Genomic DNA, 16715 nt, shown 5'->3' with positions numbered 1-16715 from the left:
CCGGCGTCTACATCGCCACCTACATCGCCGCCTACATCGCCTTGAACCGCTGCGCGTAGAGGCGGCTGACGGCCAGTTTCTCCGCTCGCTCGCGCAGCTGCAGCCACAGCCGGCCGGCCTCGTCGCGCTGGGCGCTGGCAATGGCGGCTGCGCGCACCACGGTGCCACGGTGCACCTGCCAGAATTCCTCGGCGTCCAGCCGGGGCAGCAGTTCCTTGAGCGGCGTGCGCACCAGGTACTCATGTGATGCCGTGAGCACGCGCACGTACTTGTCGGCGGCCTCGAAGTAGACGACGTCGTGCACGGGCACCATCTGGATCTGCGTGCCCACGCCGGCCTGGATCATCTGCAGCGGCGGCTCGGTGGCGGCGGGGGCCGTGGCACCGGCCAGGTGCCGCAATTGCTCCAGCGCCTGCGCCAGCGCAGCGCCGGCCGGGGCCGCCGTGCGCTGGGCCAGCAGCTCGCGCAGGCGCTGCACGCTGCGCGCCAGCCGCTCGGGCTGCACGGGCTTGAGCAGGTAGTCCACGGCCTGGGCCTCGAAGGCGTCCATGGCGTACTGGTCATAGGCGGTCACGAAGACCAGGATGGGAAACGGCTGCGCCTCTGGCCAGGCGTCGGCCAGTTCGGCAGCGGCCTCCAGGCCGCTCTGGCCCGGCATGCGGATGTCGAAGAACAGTACGTCCGGCTGCAGCGCCAGCGCCTGCCGGGCGGCACTCAGGCCGTCGCCCACCATGGCGGCAATCTGCAGCTCGGGCCAGGCGCGGGCCAGGGCCTGGCGCAGGTCCTCGGCCAGCAGGGGTTCGTCTTCGGCGATCAGGGCGCGGGGGGAGGAGGTCATTTCAACCGGCGTTGGCAATGGTTATTTTGGCGAGCGTGCCGCCTTCGGGCAGGGCGGCCAGTTCGAAGTGCGCGGCGTCGCCATAGCGGCTGGCCAGGCGCTCGCGCAGCTGGGCCGTGCCGAAGCGGCTGCCGGGCAGGGCGGGCGCACCTGTGTCCAGGCCCATGCCGTTGTCGGCCACGGTCAGCTCCAACGGGCCGCCGTCCATGCGGCGCGCGCGCACGGCGATATGCCCGCCTTCCAGCTTGGGCTCCAGTCCGTGGCGTATGCAGTTTTCCACCAGGGGCTGCAGCAGCAGCGGCGGCACGGGCACCTGGCCCAGGTCCTCGGGCAGGTCCAGCGTGTATTGCAGGCGCGGGCCCATGCGGATGGACATCAGCGCCAGGTAGTCGCGCAGGCGTGCGAACTCTTCGCCCAGCGCATGCTCGGTGCTGCGCGAGCCGCCCAGCGTGGCGCGCAGGTAGGCGATCAGATGGTCCAGCATGGCCTGGGCGCGCTGCGGGTCGCTGGCCACCAGCACGCGCAGGTTGGCCAGGGTGTTGAACAGCATGTGCGGCTCCAGCTGGGCCTGCAGCAGGGTCAGTCGCGCCTCGGCCGCCTGGCGGCTGGCCTGCTCGGCCTGCATCTGCAGATGGCGCGAGTAGCCCAGCAGGAAGAAGGCCAGCGACATCACCGTGCTGGCGACGATGGTGACGGCCAGCGGTATCCACAGCCGGTGCATCAGGGCCGTGCTGGCGTCGGGATCGGCCCACTGCCTGTAGGCCGTGCCGATCAGCGACCCGATCACGAACCCCGTCACGATGCCAGCCACCACCAGCGCGGCGCCCCGCCAGCCGCCGGGCCAGGGAATGTCCTGGCCCCGCGTCAGGCGCCAGCGGCCCAGTTCGATGGTGAGCCAGCTGGTCAGGCCGATCGACAGCGAGTAGATGAGGTTCACGTCCCAGCGGCCGTGGTTGCTCAGGCTGAATGCGGCGGCAATCAGGGCGCAGGCCGAGGTCGTCGCGATGCCGTGGCGCAGCAGCGTGGTCCGTTCCACGATGTGGCCAGGGGCGGCCGGCTGGCGTGTGGCGTTGGATGCGGGGTCGGGCATGGAGGGCAATGGTAGTCCCATGGCGTCGCTCAGCGGGCGCGGCCCTGGCGTGACTGCAGCGCCTGCCGCTCACGCTCCACCATGCGCCCGTGCCAGCCGTTGCCCGGCAGGGCCAGCCAGACCACGGCCCCGTGGATGGCCAGTCCCAGGCCCCAGCCCAGGGCCGGGAAGATGGCCCAGTGCCTGCCCTGGGACAGCGACAGCGCCGCCAGCCCGAGGTTGACCAGCACATAGACGCTGGCGTGGATCATCCAGCCCAGCTTGGCGCCTGCGCGGCGGCGCGCCATGCGCTCCAGGGCATCGTCGTCGTGGCGGGCAGAGGGATCGAGGGGATCAAGGGGATCAAGGGGATCAAGGGTGCGCATGGGGAGTTCTCCGTCAGGGGGAAGGAAAGCGGCGTCAGGCCAGGCCCAACTGCTGCCACAGCAGGTCGCCCAGATAGCGGCCGGGCAGCAGGGTGAACAGGCCCGCCACGACGCAGGCGCCGATGTAGACGCTGCGCATGATCTTGCGGTGGCCGGCGATGTTGCCGTGGTACAGGTGCCAGAACGACCGGCCCAGGCCGGCAAAGGTCAGCGGCACCAGCAGGTGGACGGGCGTGTAGCCGGCCCAGTTGGGCAGGCGGTAGTCGCGGATGAAGCAGGCGGACACCGCCGCGCAGACCATGAGCGTGACAAAGGCATGGCCGGCCGCGCGGTGCAGGCGGGGATGGGCGGCGGCCTGGCGGCGTGCCAGCAGGGCGATGGCGCCCGTGGCCGTGGCCCCGAGGGCGGCACTCATGTGGATGGCGATCAGCGGTGTCATTTGCATGGCGGTGTCCTGGCGTGCGGCCCGGGTTGGCGGGCCTGTATGGGACAGGACTGTCGCTGCCGGGCGCCGCAGGGGCCAGCGCCATGCGACGGACGGACGAGGGCAGGGTGCCAGCTGCATCCTGGCGCCGCGAACGGCAGGCACGTCCACGGCATCTGGAGGATGCAGTCCGCAGGGTGGAGGTCAGGGTGAGTGCGCACAGACTATCGATCAGGGCCTTTGAAACCAATCACCCCCAGGATTGCTTCGATGCAACAGATTGAGAAAACTCATAGTTGCGTGCCCAGGTGGTTGGTAAGCTAACGGGTTCTGCAAATCATTCTCAATCCCATCCCCATGCCTTCCATTCGCCCCATATCCCTGGCCGTTCTTTGCCTGTGCAGCCATCAGGCGCTGATTGCCCAGACCCGGGGCGGTGACACCGTGCTGGAGGCCGTGACGGTGGAGGCCAGCGCCGACGCATCGGCCCAGGGCCTGTCCAAGCCCTTCGCAGGCGGCCAGGTGGCCACGGGGGCGCGCAACGGCGTGCTGGGCACGCTGGACTGGAAGAACTCCTCGTTCTCCACCACCAGCTACACCCAGCAACTGATCGAGGACACCCAGTCCAAGAGCGTGGGCGATGTGCTGCTCAACGACCCGGGCGTGCGCCAGGCGCGCGGCTTCGGCAACTTCCAGGAGCTGTATGTGCTGCGCGGCTTCCCGGTCTATTCGGACGACATCGCCTACAACGGCCTGTACGGCCTGCTGCCGCGCCAGTACATCGCCTCGGAGTTCTTCGAGCGTGTGGAGGTGCTGCGCGGCGCCAATGCCTTCCTCAATGGCGCAGCACCGGGCGGCAGCGGCATTGGCGGCACCATCAGCCTGCTGCCCAAGCGCGCCGGCAACGATGCACTGACGCGCGTGGGCGCCGGCATACAGACGGGCGGCCAGGCCTTTGTCTCCACCGACATCTCGCGCCGCTTCGGCCCTGACCGGAGCACCGGCATCCGCCTGAACGCCGTGCGCCGCGACGGCGGCACGGGCGTGGATGGCGAAGACCGCTCGCTCACCGCCCTGGGCCTGGGCCTGGACTGGCGCAGCCGCAACGTGCGCCTGTCGGGCGACGTGGGCTACCAGCGCAACAGCTACAACGGCGGTCGCCCCAGCGTGACGCCCGGCAACTTCATCCCGGCCGTGCCCGACAACAAGACCAACTACGGCCAGAACTGGTCGTACTCCACCGAGCGCGACCTGTTCGCCACGCTGCGCGCCGAATGGGACATCAACGACACCACCACGGCCTGGGCCGCAGGCGGCCTGCGCCGCGGCAAGGAAGACAACTCCCTGAGCGGCGTGACCGTCACGAATGCGGCCGGCGACACCACGGGCACGCGCTTCGACAACAAGCGCAAGGACAGCGTGGGCACGGGCGAGGTCGGCATCCGCACGCGCCTGGCCACGGGCAGCGTGGGCCATGAGCTGGTGGCCACGGCCAGCACCTACTCGGCCACCGAGCGCAATGCCTGGGGCATGGGCTTTGGCGTGGTCAACAACATCTACAACCCCTGGAGCAGCGCGCGCCCGGCGATGACGCTGTTCGGCGGCAACCTGGCCGATCCCACGCGCGTGGGTGAAACCCGGCTCAACAGCTTTGCCATCGGCGACACGCTGACGATGCTGGACGAGCGCCTGCGCCTGACCGTGGGCGTGCGCCGCCAGAGCATCGAGCAAAGCAGCTACGACTACAACACGGGCGCGCAGACCGACCACTACAAGAAGTCGGCCACCACGCCCATGCTGGGCCTGGTGTTCAAGACCAGCGAGAACACCTCGGTCTACGCCAACTACATCGAAGGCCTGACCAAGGGCGCCGTGGCGCCGCAGACAGCCAACGACCTGCCCGTGTCCAACGGTGGCCAGGTGTTCGCGCCCTACAAGTCGCGCCAGAAGGAAATCGGCTTCAAGTGGCAGGGCCGGCAACTGGGCGCCACGGTGGCGCTGTACACCACGGACATGCCTTCGGCCTATGTGGCCAACCAGGTCTTCGGCCAGTACGGCAAGCAGCGCAACAGCGGCCTGGAGGCCACGGTCTTCGGCGAGCCCGTCAAGGGCCTGCGCGTGCTGGGCGGCGTGACCTTCAGCGAGGCCAAGATCCGCGAGGCCGCCGATGCCGCCACCATCGGCAACTACGCCATCGGCGTGCCCAAGCGCCTGCTCAACCTGGGCGTGGACTGGGATGTGCCCGGCGTCTCGGGCCTGGCCCTCAATGCGCGCGTGATGCACACCTCCAGCCAGTACGCCAACGGCGCCAACACGCTGAAGGTTGCCTCGTGGACGCGCACCGACATCGGCGCGCGTTATCTCATGGACATCGGCAACAACCGCCTGCTGACCTTGCGCGCGCGCATCGACAACCTGTTCGACAAGGGCTACTGGTCGTCCGTGGGCGGCTACCCGGGCGCCAACTACCTGGTGCAGTCCATGCCGCGCACCTTCTCGCTGAGCGCATCGGTGGATTTCTGAGCCGGAGCGATCTGAAGCATGCGCGCGTTGTGGACGGTGGTGCACCGCTGGATCGGCCTGGTGCTGGCCGGTTTCCTCACCATGGCCGGCCTCACGGGGGCCGTGCTGTCCTGGGACCATGAAATCGACGAATGGCTCAACGCCGACATGCTGGAGACCCCGGCACGCGGCCCGCTGAAGACCCCGCTGGAGCTGGCCGCCGCCGTGCAGGCCAGCGAGCCGCGCGCCGAGATCAGCTACATGACCCTGGGCCTGGTCGAGGGCGAAGCCGCCATGTTCATGGTGCGCCCCCGGCCCGACCCGGCCACGGGCCAGGCGCCTGCGCTGGGCTATGACACGGTCTTCGTCGATCCGGTCAGTGGCCACATCACGGGCCAGCGCAACGGGCGCAGCTTTGCGCTCAGCCAGCGCAACCTCATGCCCTGGCTGCGCCACCTGCACGAAAGCCTGCTGGCCCCGCGCTTTTGGGGCACGGACCGCTGGGGCTACTGGTTCATGGGCAGCCTGGCCCTGCTGTGGGTGGCCGACAGCTTTGTCGCGCTGCTGCTGACCTTTCCCGTCAAGCTCAGGAAAGGCGCCCCGCGCCTGACGGCGGCCGTGGGATCGTGGTGGCGGCGCTGGCTGCCCTCATGGCGCGTGCGCTGGGGCGGCGGCGCCTACAAGCTCAACTTCGACCTGCACCGCGCGGGCGGCTTGTGGGTCTGGGCCGTCATCGTCATCGTGGCCTTCACCTCGTTCTCGCTGAACCTGTACCGCGAAGTCTTCTACCCGGTGATGAGCACCGTCTCCACCACCACGCCCGGCCCCTACGAAACCCTCAAGCCCGCACCCCAGGGCACGCTCCTCGTGCCCAAGGTCTCGTTCGCCCAGGCCATCGCCATCGCCCAGAGCGAGGCCAAGCGCCTGGGCTTCGCCCAGCCCGCAGGCGGCATCTGGTGGGGCGGCGACTTCCCGTTCTACAACATCTCCTTCTTCGACCCGCACGACGAAACCGGCGCCATGGGCATGGGCCTGTCCAACATCTACGTCAGCTCCGACAACGGCGAAGTCCTGGGCACCTACCGCCCCTGGCACGGCACGGCCGCCGACGTCTTCGTCCAGCTGCAGCTGCCCCTGCACAGCGGCCGCATCCTCGGCACCCCCGGCCGCGTGCTCATGTCCTTCGTCGGCGTGCTTGTCGCCGTCCTGTCGATCACCGGCGTCATCATCTGGTGGCGCAAGCGAAGGGCCAGGAAGATGACCCCCTGAGCGGCTGCGCCGCTTCCCCCTTCCCGCTTCGCGGAGGGGGACGCAGCCCTCACTGCGGGGCGGCGCGGCCGGCGTAGGCCCTTGCTCGGCTGCCCGCGCTTGAGCCCTGCGAGTTTGAGCGGCTGTCGGTAGTGCACGGCTCCATTGATAGCCAAATCAGAAAACTATCCGCCGAAACAGCAAAGCCACCGAAAACGGTGGCTTCAATGAAGGCTTGCTGCAGAAATAGGGCGCAGCCTCCAAATCTGGCGCGGCCCGACACCAGAGACGCCGAGCAAGAGCCGCCTCGCGGCGAGGGCGTCGTCCCCCTCCCCCGCGAAGCGGGTAGAGAGGGGGAAGCGGCGTCAGCCGCTCAGGGGGAGCTTCAGTCCTTCTTCAAGCATTCACTCATGAACGCCTTGCGCTCGTCGCCCTTCTTGCCGGTGGCGTCGGCATTGCAGGTCTTCATGCGTTCCTGCTGGCGCTTCTTGCCGTCGGACAGGCAGGACTTCATGAACTCCTTGCGCTCGTCGCCCTTCTTGCCGGCGGCTTCGGTGTTGCAGGTGCCCATCAGCTTTTGCTGGGCCGTGGGGGCCTTGTCTCCGGCGGCCATGCCGATGCTGCAGGCCAGGGAGACAACTGCCAGAACAACGATTTTTTTCATGATGGAATGGTTTTGAAGGCGCGCCGAAATCCAGCGCCCCCACATTGCAGCACAGCGCCGGGCGCACAGCAACGTTGCGCGCCGGCCGTTGTAAAAGTTTGCGATTGCCGCCGGCGGGCCGGCAGGCGTCCATCGTCAGGCCATGGCCAGCGCAGATAATGGCGCACTTTTGCATTGCGACAGGACGCTTGCCGTGGACATTCTTTTGCTGATCAAGGCCGCCATCATGGGCATCGTGGAAGGGCTGACGGAGTTCCTTCCCATCTCCTCCACCGGACACCTCATCCTGGCCGGTTCGCTGCTGGGCTTCGACGATGCCAAGGCCAAGGTCTTCGACATCGCCATCCAGACCGGTGCCATCTTCGCCGTGGTGCTGGTGTACTGGCAGAAGATCCGCTCCACCGTGGTCGACCTGCCCACCAGCGGCCAGGCGCAGCGGCTCACGCTGAACGTCATCATCGGCTTCCTGCCGGCCGTGGTGCTGGCGCTGATCTTCGGCAAGTTCATCAAGGCGCACCTGTTCACGCCCACCGTGGTGGCCACCACCTTCATCCTGGGCGGCTTCGTCATCCTGTGGGCCGAGCGCCGGCCCGCCTCGGCCATGCGCGTGCAGACCGTGGACGAGATGACGCCGCTCGATGCCCTCAAGGTCGGCCTGGTGCAGTGCCTGGCCATGATCCCCGGCACCAGCCGCAGCGGCGCCACCATCATCGGCGGCATGCTCATGGGCCTGTCGCGCAAGGCGGCGACCGACTTTTCGTTCTTCCTGGCCATTCCCACGCTGATCGGCGCCGGCGTCTACAGCCTCTACAAGGAGCGCGCCCTGCTGTCGGTGGACGACATCCCCATGTTCGCCGTGGGCCTGGTGTTCTCCTTCATCAGCGCCTGGCTGTGCGTGCGCTGGCTGCTGCGCTACATCTCCACCAACAGCTTCGTGCCGTTTGCCTGGTACCGCATCGCCTTCGGCATCATCGTGCTGGTCACGGCCTTCACGGGCCTGGTCAACTGGAGCGGCGGCTGACCAGGGCCGGGCCATCGATGGGGACAAGCCACCTTCGGGTGGCTTTTTTGCGTCATGTACCCGGGGGAGCAACCGCATGACGAGCGCGTGGTTGCCCCATGAAAACCCCTGTACTCCTGAGAATGATGATGTTCTATGGTTATAAAAAATATGTTTTTTTTATAACTTTTTCCGAGGGTTGCCATGGCCATCGAACAAGGGCAGTTGATGTGGCGTCCCAGCCCGCAGCAGGTCGCGCAAAGCGGCCTGGCGCGCTACATGGATTGGCTGGCTGCGGCAAGGGATAGGCGCTTCGATGGCTACCAGGCGCTGTGGCAGTGGTCGGTCACGGATCTCGATGGCTTCTGGCGCTCGATCTGGGACTACTTCCAGGTCATGGCCGACGGTGACCCCACGCGCGTGCTCGGTGAGCGCGGAATGCCGGGCGCGCAGTGGTTTCCCGACACGCACCTGAACTATGCCGAGCATGTGTTCCGCAGCGCCAGCGCCGAGCACCCGGCCATCATCGCGCGCTGCGAAGGCGCCGAGCCGGTGGAGCTGTCATGGCGGCAGCTGGAGCGTGACGTGGCGGCGCTCGCGGCCCGGATGCGCGAACTCGGCCTGGGCCGCGGCGATCGCGTCGTGGCCTACCTGCCCAATGTGCCCCAGGCGGTCGTGGCCTTCCTGGCCTGCGCCAGCATAGGCGCCATCTGGTCCAGCTGCGCGCCCGAGATGGGCGTTTCCGTGGTGCTGGACCGCTTCCAGCAGATCGGCCCCAAGCTGATTTTCGCCACCGATAGCTATGTCTACGGGGGACGGTGTTTCGATCGCCGCGCCGTACTCGGCGAGGTGCTGCGGGGATTGCCCGAGATAGGCCATGTGATCCACGTGCCCGGCCCCCTGTTCAGGCCCGGGGACCCCGCATGCGAGCTGCCCTGGCGCGATGTCATGGCCTGGGCCGACGCGCTGGTCAGGCCCGCAGAGCCGGTCTTCGAGCGCTTGCCGTTCTCGCACCCGCTGTGGGTGGTCTATTCCTCGGGCACCACGGGACTGCCCAAGGCCATGGTGCACAGCCATGGCGGCATCGTGCTCACCCACCTCAAGACCCATGGGCTGCAGCACGACGTGCGGCCCGGCGACCGCTTCATGTTCCTGGGCAGCACGGGCTGGATCGTCTGGAATCTCATGGTGGGCAGCCTGCTGGCTGGCGCCACCGTGGTGCTGTCCGATGGCAACCCGACCTCGCCCGACGATGGCCCATTGTGGGACTTCATCGATCGCCAGCAGGTCACGCTGTTCGGTTGCGGCGCGGCCTTTCTGGCCAAGACCATGAAGGATGGCGTGGTGCCCGCCCGGGACCGCCGCTTCGAGAAACTGCGCGCCATCAATTCCACGGGGTCGGCGCTGCCGCTGGAGGCCTACGGCTGGGTCTACGAGAACATCAAGCGCGATCTGTGGCTGGCCTCGGTCAGCGGTGGAACGGATATCGCCTCGGGCTTCGTGGCCTGCGCGCCCCTGCTGCCCGTGCGTGCGGGCGAGATCCAGTGCCGTGAACTGGGCGTCGCCGCGCACGCCTTTGACGAGCAAGGGCGCAGCGTGACCGGCGAGGTGGGCGAACTGGTGATCACCGAACCCATGCCTTCCATGCCCTTGTATTTCTGGAACGACGCCGATGGCCTGCGCTACCGTGAAAGCTACTTCGACGTCTTTCCCGGCTACTGGCGCCATGGCGACTGGATCTCGTTCAGCGAGCATGGGTCGGCCGTGATCTACGGCCGCTCGGACACCACGATCAACCGTTTCGGCATCCGCATGGGAACGGCCGAGATCTACCGTGTCGTCGAGGAAGTTGACGAGGTCTTGGACAGCCTCGTCGTGGACCTGGAGTTTTTGGGGCGCCCCTCTTTCATGCCCTTGTTCGTGGTGCTGGCCCCGGGCCTGGTGCTGACGGATGCGCTGGTGGCCCGGATCAAGGATGCCATCAGGGCCCAGGCCTCTGCGCGCCACGTGCCCGATGCGGTCATCCAGGTCGCCGAGATTCCGCGCACCCTCACGGGCAAGAAGATGGAACTGCCCGTGCGCAAGCTGCTGCTGGGTGCAGAGCCCGCCAAGGTGGCCAGCCCCGACGCCATGGCCAATCCGCGCAGCATCGATTTCTTCGTGCAATACCGGGCACGGGTCCCGCTGGCCTGAGGTGCGGCGACCCTGGCCGATTTCATCCATGACGCAGGAGACAAACCCATGACCGTCTCTATCGAAAGGTCCGCCAGGCCCCGTTCGATGCGCCTGGCCCCACCTTGGACCGAGCCACCCCATCGCCCATGAAGCCAGCACTCCAGCAGAATTTTCTGATGCAGCAGTTGGGCCACTGCACGCGCCTGGCCCATGCCACCGTAAGGCCTCACTATGCGAAGCACATGCTGGCGCTGGATCTCAAGCCGTCGGAGTTTGCCGTGCTGTCGCTGATCTCGGCCAATCCCGGCGCATCCCAGCGCCAGATCGCCGAGACCGTGATGATTTCCCAGCCCAATATGGCGGCGCTGATGGAAAGACTGCAGGTGCGCGGCCTGCTCAGGCGCGAGGCCGATCCTGCGGACAGGCGCCTGTCGCTGCTGTATCTGACGGCCGAGGGCGAGCGCCTGCACGAAAAGGCGGCGGCGCAGGTGGAAATTCTGGAGCAAGAGGCCAGCCGCATGCTGAGCGCTGAGGACAAGCAGCAGCTGCTGCGCCTGCTTCACAAGATGATCGATTGCGCCGGGTAGCCGGCCCACCATCGCCAAGACCCTCGCCCGCTGCCGTGAACGCCGATGGGGCCCGATCCTTGAGGAAGGCGCCAAGGGGTTCACGCTCCATCCCATGGTCCAGGGTTGCCATCCGGATCTCGGCCTGAGCCGGACGCCGCTCAGGTTTGCATGTTCAGCAGCGCGGCCTCGATGGCGGCGGCCGTGGCGTGGGGCCGCTCCATGGGGAACAGGTGGCTGCCGTCCAGCATCATCACGCGCCCGCGCGTGATGCGGCGCGTGAGGTCCATGCCCACCTGGCGCATCTCCACCGAGGCACGCCCGCCGATGAAGGCCGCCGGGCAGCGCAGCGGATGGTGGTGCAGCAGCGAGGCCAGGTTGTGCGGCAAGGTGTTGTAGATGGCGGTCTCCACCTCGCGCGTGAAGTGTAGCGTGCGCCGGCCGTCCAGGTCGGCCAGGCCGCCCTGCACATAGTCCTGGAGCACCTGCGGATGCCATTGCGCAAACACCTTCTTGGCGCGGAAATAGGCCAGCGCCTCGTCATCGCTGTCCCAGGCATTGCGGCGGCGCGCGCTGATCTTGCCTGGCGAGACCGAGCCCACCAGCTGCGTGCGCTTGGCCACCCCCACCGCATTGGCACGCCAGCCGCTGAGCAATGGCGAGTCGATCAGCAGCACGCCGCGCGCCAGCTCGGGATGGCGCGCGGCCGTCATCACGCTCAGGAAACCGCCCAGCGAATGCCCGACCAGGAAGACCGGACCGCCCACGCGCTCGACCTCGGCGCGCGTGAACTCGGCCAGTTGCTCGACCAGGTGCGGCCAGTTGTTGGTGACGGGAAAGCGCGGGTCATGGCCGAAGCGCTCCACGCCCTGCGCCGCGATGCCGCGCTCGGCCAGCAGCGAGAGCAGCAGCCGGTAGGTGGGCAGCGGAAAACTGTTGGCATGCGAGAACACCACGGGCAGCGGCGCCGATGCAGTGCCCGCGCCCGTACCCGTGCCGGCAACCGCCGCATCGCTCTCGGCCCGCTGTGCGGACCGGGCTGCGTTCACGGCCGAGGCTCCTGGCCGGCCTGTGCGGCGCCATCGGGCACGCCTTGCTGGTGGCCCGAGGGCTGGCCTGCATCGGGCCGCACGGGCGATGCCGGGCCCGGCTGCTGGGGCGTCATGGGTGTCATGGGCGTCATGGGGGATGTCGCAAGACCGTCTGCCGTGGAGGTGCCCAGGCCCGCGCCCGTGCCGCTGTGATAGGGCTGGCGCAGCGCCGCAGGCGGCAGCCGGCCCATGCTGCGCGCCGACGAGCGCAGGGCGCCTGCCGGCGCGTTGACCTTGGTCAGCGGCTGGGCCTGGCGGCTGTGCACGCGGATGGGCACCTCGGAGGCGCCGCCATCCCAGGCCGGGTCCTCGATGCTGTCGAAGACATGGCGCAGGCGCTCGCCCCAGCTGTCGTGCAGCATGCGGAAATACGGATTGCTCTCGTCGATGCTGACGATCTTGTCGGAGGCAAAGCGGTCCTTCTCGTACACGATCAGGTCCAGGGGCAGGCCCACCGACAGGTTGGACTTGAGCGTGCTGTCCATGGACACCAGGGCGCACTTGGCGGCCTCGTCCAGCGGCGTGCGCGGCGTGATCACGCGGTCCAGCACGGGCTTGCCGTACTTGGATTCGCCGATCTGGAAGTAGGGCGTCTCGCTCGTGGCCTCGATGAAGTTGCCTGCCGAGTAGACCTGGAACAGCCGCATGTTCTCGCCCTGGATCTGGCCGCCGAGCACCAGCGAGATATTGAAGTCCACGCCCGAGCGCGACAGGGCCACGCCGTCGCGCTCGTACACATGGCGCACGGCTGCGCCCAGCACGCGGGCCGCGTCGAACATGCTGCGCACGTTCCAGATGGTCAGCATGTCGCCCGTGGCCTCGTCGCGCAGCTGCTGGCTCTCCAGCAGCTCGCGAACGGACTGGGTGATGGACAGGTTGCCGGCCGACAGCAGCACCATGAAGCGGTCGCCGGGGTTCTCGTAGACCATGAGCTTGCGGAAAGAGCTGATCTGGTCCAGGCCGGCATTGGTGCGCGAGTCGGCCAGGAAAACCAGGCCGGCGTTGAGCTTGATGGCAACGCAATAAGTCATGGGAACATCCGAAACTGCGGGATCGACAAGTTTAGTGCGAGGCGATTGACCGCGTTCAGGCGGCGATCTTCTTGAGCTGGTAGAGGGCCTCCAGCGCCTCGCGCGGGCTCAGTGCGTCGGGATTGATGGCGGCCAGCGCCTGGGCCAGCGGGTCGTGGCGGCTCTCGGGCTCGGGCATGTCGGGCGCATCGAACAGGTCCACCTGCAGGCGGCCCTCGTCGGCATGGGCCTCCAGTGCCTCCAGCGCATGGCGCGCGTGGTGCAGCACGCCGGCCGGCATGCCCGCCAGCTTGGCCACCTGGATACCGTAGCTGCGGCTGGCCGGGCCGGGCTGGATCTCGTGCAGGAAGACGATGTCCTGGCCCGACTCCGCCGCGCTCACATGCATGTTCACGGCCGCGCGTGCCTTGGCCGGCAGCTCGGTCAGCTCGAAGTAGTGCGTGGCAAACAGCGTGAAGGCGCGCGTCCTGTCGTGCAGCTGGGTGGCGATGCCGCTGGCCAGCGCCAGGCCGTCGAAGGTGCTGGTGCCCCGGCCGATCTCGTCCATCAGCACCAGGCTGTGGGGCGTGGCTGAGTGCAGGATCTGCGCGGCCTCGGTCATCTCCATCATGAAGGTGGACTGGGCATTGGCCAGGTCGTCGGCCGCGCCGATGCGCGTGTGGATGGCGTCAATGGGCCCCAGCCGGCAGCTGGACGCCGGCACATGCGAGCCCATGCTGGCCAGCAGCACGATCAGCGCCACCTGGCGCATATAGGTCGATTTGCCGCCCATGTTGGGGCCGGTGATGATCTGCATGCGCGTGTTGGCGTTCATGCGCGTGTGGTTGGCGATGAAGCTGCCGCTGGAGGTCTCGGCCATGCGGGCCTCCACCACCGGGTGGCGGCCGGCCTCGATCTCGATGCAGGGATGGTTCACGAACTCGGGCGCGCACCAGTTCAGCGTCAGCGAGCGCTCGGCCAGCGTGCACAGCACGTCGATGGCAGCAATGGCACCGGCCACGCGCGTGAGCGCCGGCACATGGGGCTGCAACTGGTCCAGCAGCTGCTCGTAGAGGAATTTCTCGCGCTGCAGCGCGCGCTCCTGCGCGGACAGGGCCTTGTCCTCGAAGGCCTTGAGCTCGGGCGTGATATAGCGCTCGGCGTTCTTCAGCGTCTGGCGGCGGCGGTAGCGCTCGGGCACCGCGTCCTTGTAGCTGTTGGTGATCTCTATATAGAAGCCGTGCACCTTGTTGAACTGCACGCGCAGGTTGGGAATGCCGGTGAGCAGCTTTTCCTTGGCCTCCAGCTCCAGCAGGAAGTCGTCGCAGTTGTTCTGGATGGCGCGCAGCTCGTCCAGCTCGGCGTCGTAGCCCGTGGCAAACACGCCGCCGTCGCGCACCAGGGCGGCCGGCTCTTCCATGATGGCGCGCACCAGCAGCTCGGCGCAGCCTTCGGGCGGCTGCAAGTCGGCAAACAGCTGGGTCAGGTGGGCCGAGGGTGTCTGCCCGGCCTGGGCCAGCAAGGCCGCCTTTTGCAGCGTGCGGCCCAGTCCCACCAGCTCGCGCGGGCGCACCTGGCGCAGCGCGGTGCGCGCGGTGATGCGCTCCACATCGCTCACGCCCTTGAGCTGCTCGCGCAACTGCTGCCAGGGCGCGGCCATGCCGCCTGCGCTGGCGCCCTGCAGCGCCCGCGTGGCCTCCAGCCGCGCCATGGCCTGCGTGCGGTCGCGGCGCGGCTCCAGCAGCCAGGCCTTGAGCAGGCGGCTGCCCATGCCCGTCATGCAGGTGTCCAGCAGGGAGAACAATGTGGGCGAATCCTCGCCGCGCAGCGTCTTGACCAGCTCCAGGTTGCGGCGCGTGGCCAGCGGCAGCGCAATCAGCTCATCGTCGCGCTGCACCTGCAGAGCGTGGATGTGCGACAGGCTGCGGCCCTGCGTGTGCTCGGCATACGACAGCAGCGCGGCGCTGGCGCCATGGGCCAGCGGTAGGTCCTCGGCCTCCCAGGCCTTGAGGCTGGCCGCGCCCAGCAGCTCCAGCAGCTTGCGCTCGCCCAGGCCGCCGTCGAACTGCCAGTCAGGGCGCGGCGACAGCGGGCAGGCAATGGAGCCGCCATGGCGCAGCGCGAACAGGCTTTGCTCGAAACGCTCGGTCACGCCCGCGCTGTAGATCAGCTCGCTGGGCGCAATGCGTGAAATCCAGGCGCCCAGCTCGTCGTGGGAGCACTCGGCCAGGTGTATGCGCCCCTGCGTCACCGCCATCCAGGCCAGGCCGCAGCGCTGGCGCGCGGCCGTGTGCAGGGACAGCAAGATCGCCTCGCTCTTGTCCGACAGCAGCTCGCTGTCGGTCAGCGTACCCGGCGTCACCACGCGCACCACCTTGCGCTCCACCGGGCCCTTGGCGGCGCCCACCTCGCCCACCTGCTCGCAGATCGCCACCGACTCGCCCAACTTGATCAGCCGGCCCAGGTAGTTCTCCAGCGCATGGAAGGGCACGCCCGCCATCGGAATCGGCTGCCCCGCCGTCTGCCCGCGCGTGGTCAGCGTGATATCCAGCAGCCGCGCCACCTTCTCCGCATCCCCGAAGAACAGCTCGTAGAAATCCCCCATGCGGTAGAAAACCAGCGTGTCGGGGTAGTTGATCTTGATGCCCAGGTACTGCTGCATCATTGGCGTGTGCGCCGACAGATCAGGGGCCGGAGAGGGCTGTGTGCTTTGCGAAAGGTCGCTCATTGGCTTGGGAATCAACAGGTTGCGGCGGCGCGAAGGCGCCGGGCAAGGCCTGCCTGGGAGGCGCGGGGCCGCAGGAAGGCGCAAATGTTCTTGTGTCGTGCTGCCCGCCTCGGGCCGTATCCATCGTGTGGGGCGTGGTGGCGGACAAAGGTCACATTATTGACTACCCGAGGTTGGACGCCGCGCCAAGGGGGCGTAGATCGCGGCGCACAAATGCGCTGCGCTCAATCCAAGGGACCATTTCCGCCGTACGTCGTCACAGGGCTCCTTCTGGCAACTGCTTGGCCCCTTGGTACAGGGCGTGCTGCGCATCCGCCAGGGTGATTACTTCGTCCCCGGTGAGATGGCTCATCAGAACACTGTTGAGTTTCGCGATGCGTGCGCCATAGCAGCGAATCAGCGAGGCGATCTGAATCTGCTCCGGTTCCGTGATCTGATCGCCCAGCGCTGTCACGGCGTGGGCTGCTGCCTCGATGTCGAATGAGCAACGAATGAGCAACTCACTGGCCCGGTGGCCGCTTCCAAGCAACGGCGATGCCGCTGTGACTGGTGATGCTGTATCTGCCTGGCTGCCGAATGTATTGATACCGTTGCCAGCCTCCGTGGCTGCAGCAAAGCTGGCCAGGAAACGCAGGTCGTCCAAGGTGTGGGGAAGCTCGTTGTAGGCCCCGAACAGCCTGTCTGCGAATTCAAAGGCGTGTTCCAGCAGTCCATGAACAAAGGCAGCTTCACCTGCTGCACTGAGCCGGTTCTCTCGGAATGTGTCGCGAGCGAACTCCAGTTCCGAGCTGATGAGTGCGAGCAGTGAAAGTAGATCCACCCGCACCGGCTCATGTGGACTGCTTGCCGGGCAGCAACCGGGAGCAGGAAGCTGGTTGAGCGCTGCAAATGCCCGGCTGGCGTGAGGGCAGGAGTAGCGCTCCTGTGCTCCGTCGTACAGGATGCTTTTCACCGTGTGCTTGAGCGCTCCTGCTGCGAACAGGACTGCTTGGTGGGCATCGGCCATGCATTGGG

14 protein-coding genes are annotated in these 16715 nt (G+C 67.5%); 5 read left to right on the top strand and 9 right to left on the bottom strand.

Annotation, left to right across the window (positions count from 1 at the left end; translation table 11 throughout):
- Positions 1-31: 31 nt before the first annotated feature.
- Genes ACF8O7_RS08415 through ACF8O7_RS08400 form a run of 4 tightly spaced genes read right to left on the bottom strand, consistent with a single transcriptional unit; the run spans position 32 to position 2738 of the window.
- Positions 32-838 (bottom strand): LytR/AlgR family response regulator transcription factor, encoded by an 807-nt coding sequence (locus ACF8O7_RS08415; protein WP_392443098.1) that lies wholly within the window; start codon positions 836-838, stop codon positions 32-34.
- A gap of 1 nt (position 839) precedes the next feature.
- Entirely contained in the window at positions 840-1928 is a 1089-nt protein-coding gene (locus ACF8O7_RS08410) for a sensor histidine kinase (RefSeq protein ID WP_392443095.1), read from the bottom strand.
- A 29-nt stretch (positions 1929-1957) separates the two neighbouring features.
- Positions 1958-2293 (bottom strand): 2TM domain-containing protein, encoded by a 336-nt coding sequence (locus ACF8O7_RS08405; RefSeq protein ID WP_244386634.1) that lies wholly within the window; start codon positions 2291-2293, stop codon positions 1958-1960.
- 34 nt (positions 2294-2327) lie between these two features.
- Positions 2328-2738, bottom strand: a complete 411-nt coding sequence (locus ACF8O7_RS08400; protein ID WP_392443092.1) for a DUF2306 domain-containing protein — start codon at positions 2736-2738, stop codon at positions 2328-2330.
- A 336-nt stretch (positions 2739-3074) separates the two neighbouring features.
- Between ACF8O7_RS08400 and ACF8O7_RS08395 the strand changes: the two genes are divergently transcribed.
- Both ACF8O7_RS08395 and ACF8O7_RS08390 read left to right on the top strand, forming a co-directional pair.
- A complete protein-coding gene (locus tag ACF8O7_RS08395; RefSeq protein WP_154835052.1) occupies positions 3075-5240 on the top strand; it encodes a TonB-dependent siderophore receptor in 2166 nt (721 codons plus the stop codon).
- 18 nt (positions 5241-5258) lie between these two features.
- A complete protein-coding gene (locus tag ACF8O7_RS08390; RefSeq protein WP_392443090.1) occupies positions 5259-6488 on the top strand; it encodes a PepSY-associated TM helix domain-containing protein in 1230 nt (409 codons plus the stop codon).
- Positions 6489-6852: 364 nt separating this feature from the next.
- Here the strand turns inward: ACF8O7_RS08390 and ACF8O7_RS08385 are convergent, their stop codons facing one another.
- Complete coding sequence (locus ACF8O7_RS08385; RefSeq protein ID WP_016454694.1) at positions 6853-7131, bottom strand: PsiF family protein; 279 nt, start codon at positions 7129-7131, stop codon at positions 6853-6855.
- A 193-nt stretch (positions 7132-7324) separates the two neighbouring features.
- Here ACF8O7_RS08385 and ACF8O7_RS08380 point away from each other — a divergent pair, with 193 nt between their 5' ends.
- The 3 genes from ACF8O7_RS08380 to ACF8O7_RS08370 all read left to right on the top strand — a co-directional run bounded on the left by ACF8O7_RS08380 (position 7325) and on the right by ACF8O7_RS08370 (position 10893).
- Complete coding sequence (locus tag ACF8O7_RS08380) at positions 7325-8152, top strand: undecaprenyl-diphosphate phosphatase (RefSeq protein ID WP_392443088.1); 828 nt, start codon at positions 7325-7327, stop codon at positions 8150-8152.
- A 183-nt stretch (positions 8153-8335) separates the two neighbouring features.
- The gene (locus tag ACF8O7_RS08375; protein WP_392443086.1) at positions 8336-10324 is read left to right on the top strand and encodes an acetoacetate--CoA ligase; all 1989 of its coding nucleotides are present in this window, start codon (positions 8336-8338) and stop codon (positions 10322-10324) included.
- Positions 10325-10452: 128 nt separating this feature from the next.
- Entirely contained in the window at positions 10453-10893 is a 441-nt protein-coding gene (locus tag ACF8O7_RS08370) for a MarR family winged helix-turn-helix transcriptional regulator (protein WP_047325831.1), read from the top strand.
- Positions 10894-11033: 140 nt separating this feature from the next.
- Here ACF8O7_RS08370 and ACF8O7_RS08365 read toward each other — a convergent pair whose 3' ends face one another.
- From ACF8O7_RS08365 to ACF8O7_RS08350, 4 genes are all read right to left on the bottom strand, one after another.
- Positions 11034-11921: an alpha/beta fold hydrolase gene (locus tag ACF8O7_RS08365; protein ID WP_016454697.1), complete on the bottom strand. Its 888-nt coding sequence runs from the start codon at positions 11919-11921 to the stop codon at positions 11034-11036.
- Positions 11918-12994: a proteasome-type protease gene (locus ACF8O7_RS08360; protein ID WP_392443082.1), complete on the bottom strand. Its 1077-nt coding sequence runs from the start codon at positions 12992-12994 to the stop codon at positions 11918-11920. The genes ACF8O7_RS08365 and ACF8O7_RS08360 overlap by 4 nt, the downstream gene beginning before the upstream one ends.
- A 55-nt stretch (positions 12995-13049) precedes the next feature.
- Positions 13050-15638 (bottom strand): DNA mismatch repair protein MutS, encoded by a 2589-nt coding sequence (mutS, locus tag ACF8O7_RS08355; RefSeq protein ID WP_392443199.1) that lies wholly within the window; start codon positions 15636-15638, stop codon positions 13050-13052.
- 319 nt (positions 15639-15957) lie between these two features.
- Complete coding sequence (locus ACF8O7_RS08350) at positions 15958-16707, bottom strand: hypothetical protein (RefSeq protein ID WP_392443081.1); 750 nt, start codon at positions 16705-16707, stop codon at positions 15958-15960.
- Positions 16708-16715: the final 8 nt, after the last annotated feature.

This window comes from Delftia sp. WSY_16 (assembly GCF_043104415.1).
In the GTDB taxonomy this organism is placed as follows: Bacteria; Pseudomonadota; Gammaproteobacteria; order Burkholderiales; family Burkholderiaceae_C; genus Comamonas; species Comamonas tsuruhatensis.
Note: the sequence above shows the minus strand (reverse complement) of the source record. Positions and strands in the feature narration are given on the sequence as shown.

Coding starts and splice junctions, on each gene's coding strand:
- ACF8O7_RS08410 (WP_392443095.1), bottom strand. CDS start 1,928: ATGCCCGACCCCGCATCCAACGCCACACGCCAGCCGGCCGCCCCTGGC.
- ACF8O7_RS08360 (WP_392443082.1), bottom strand. CDS start 12,994: ATGACTTATTGCGTTGCCATCAAGCTCAACGCCGGCCTGGTTTTCCTG.
- ACF8O7_RS08385 (WP_016454694.1), bottom strand. CDS start 7,131: ATGAAAAAAATCGTTGTTCTGGCAGTTGTCTCCCTGGCCTGCAGCATC.
- ACF8O7_RS08415 (WP_392443098.1), bottom strand. CDS start 838: ATGACCTCCTCCCCCCGCGCCCTGATCGCCGAAGACGAACCCCTGCTG.
- ACF8O7_RS08400 (WP_392443092.1), bottom strand. CDS start 2,738: ATGCAAATGACACCGCTGATCGCCATCCACATGAGTGCCGCCCTCGGG.
- mutS (WP_392443199.1), bottom strand. CDS start 15,638: ATGATGCAGCAGTACCTGGGCATCAAGATCAACTACCCCGACACGCTG.
- ACF8O7_RS08390 (WP_392443090.1), top strand. CDS start 5,259: ATGCGCGCGTTGTGGACGGTGGTGCACCGCTGGATCGGCCTGGTGCTG.
- ACF8O7_RS08405 (WP_244386634.1), bottom strand. CDS start 2,293: ATGCGCACCCTTGATCCCCTTGATCCCCTTGATCCCCTCGATCCCTCT.
- ACF8O7_RS08375 (WP_392443086.1), top strand. CDS start 8,336: ATGGCCATCGAACAAGGGCAGTTGATGTGGCGTCCCAGCCCGCAGCAG.
- ACF8O7_RS08350 (WP_392443081.1), bottom strand. CDS start 16,707: ATGGCCGATGCCCACCAAGCAGTCCTGTTCGCAGCAGGAGCGCTCAAG.
- ACF8O7_RS08395 (WP_154835052.1), top strand. CDS start 3,075: ATGCCTTCCATTCGCCCCATATCCCTGGCCGTTCTTTGCCTGTGCAGC.
- ACF8O7_RS08370 (WP_047325831.1), top strand. CDS start 10,453: ATGAAGCCAGCACTCCAGCAGAATTTTCTGATGCAGCAGTTGGGCCAC.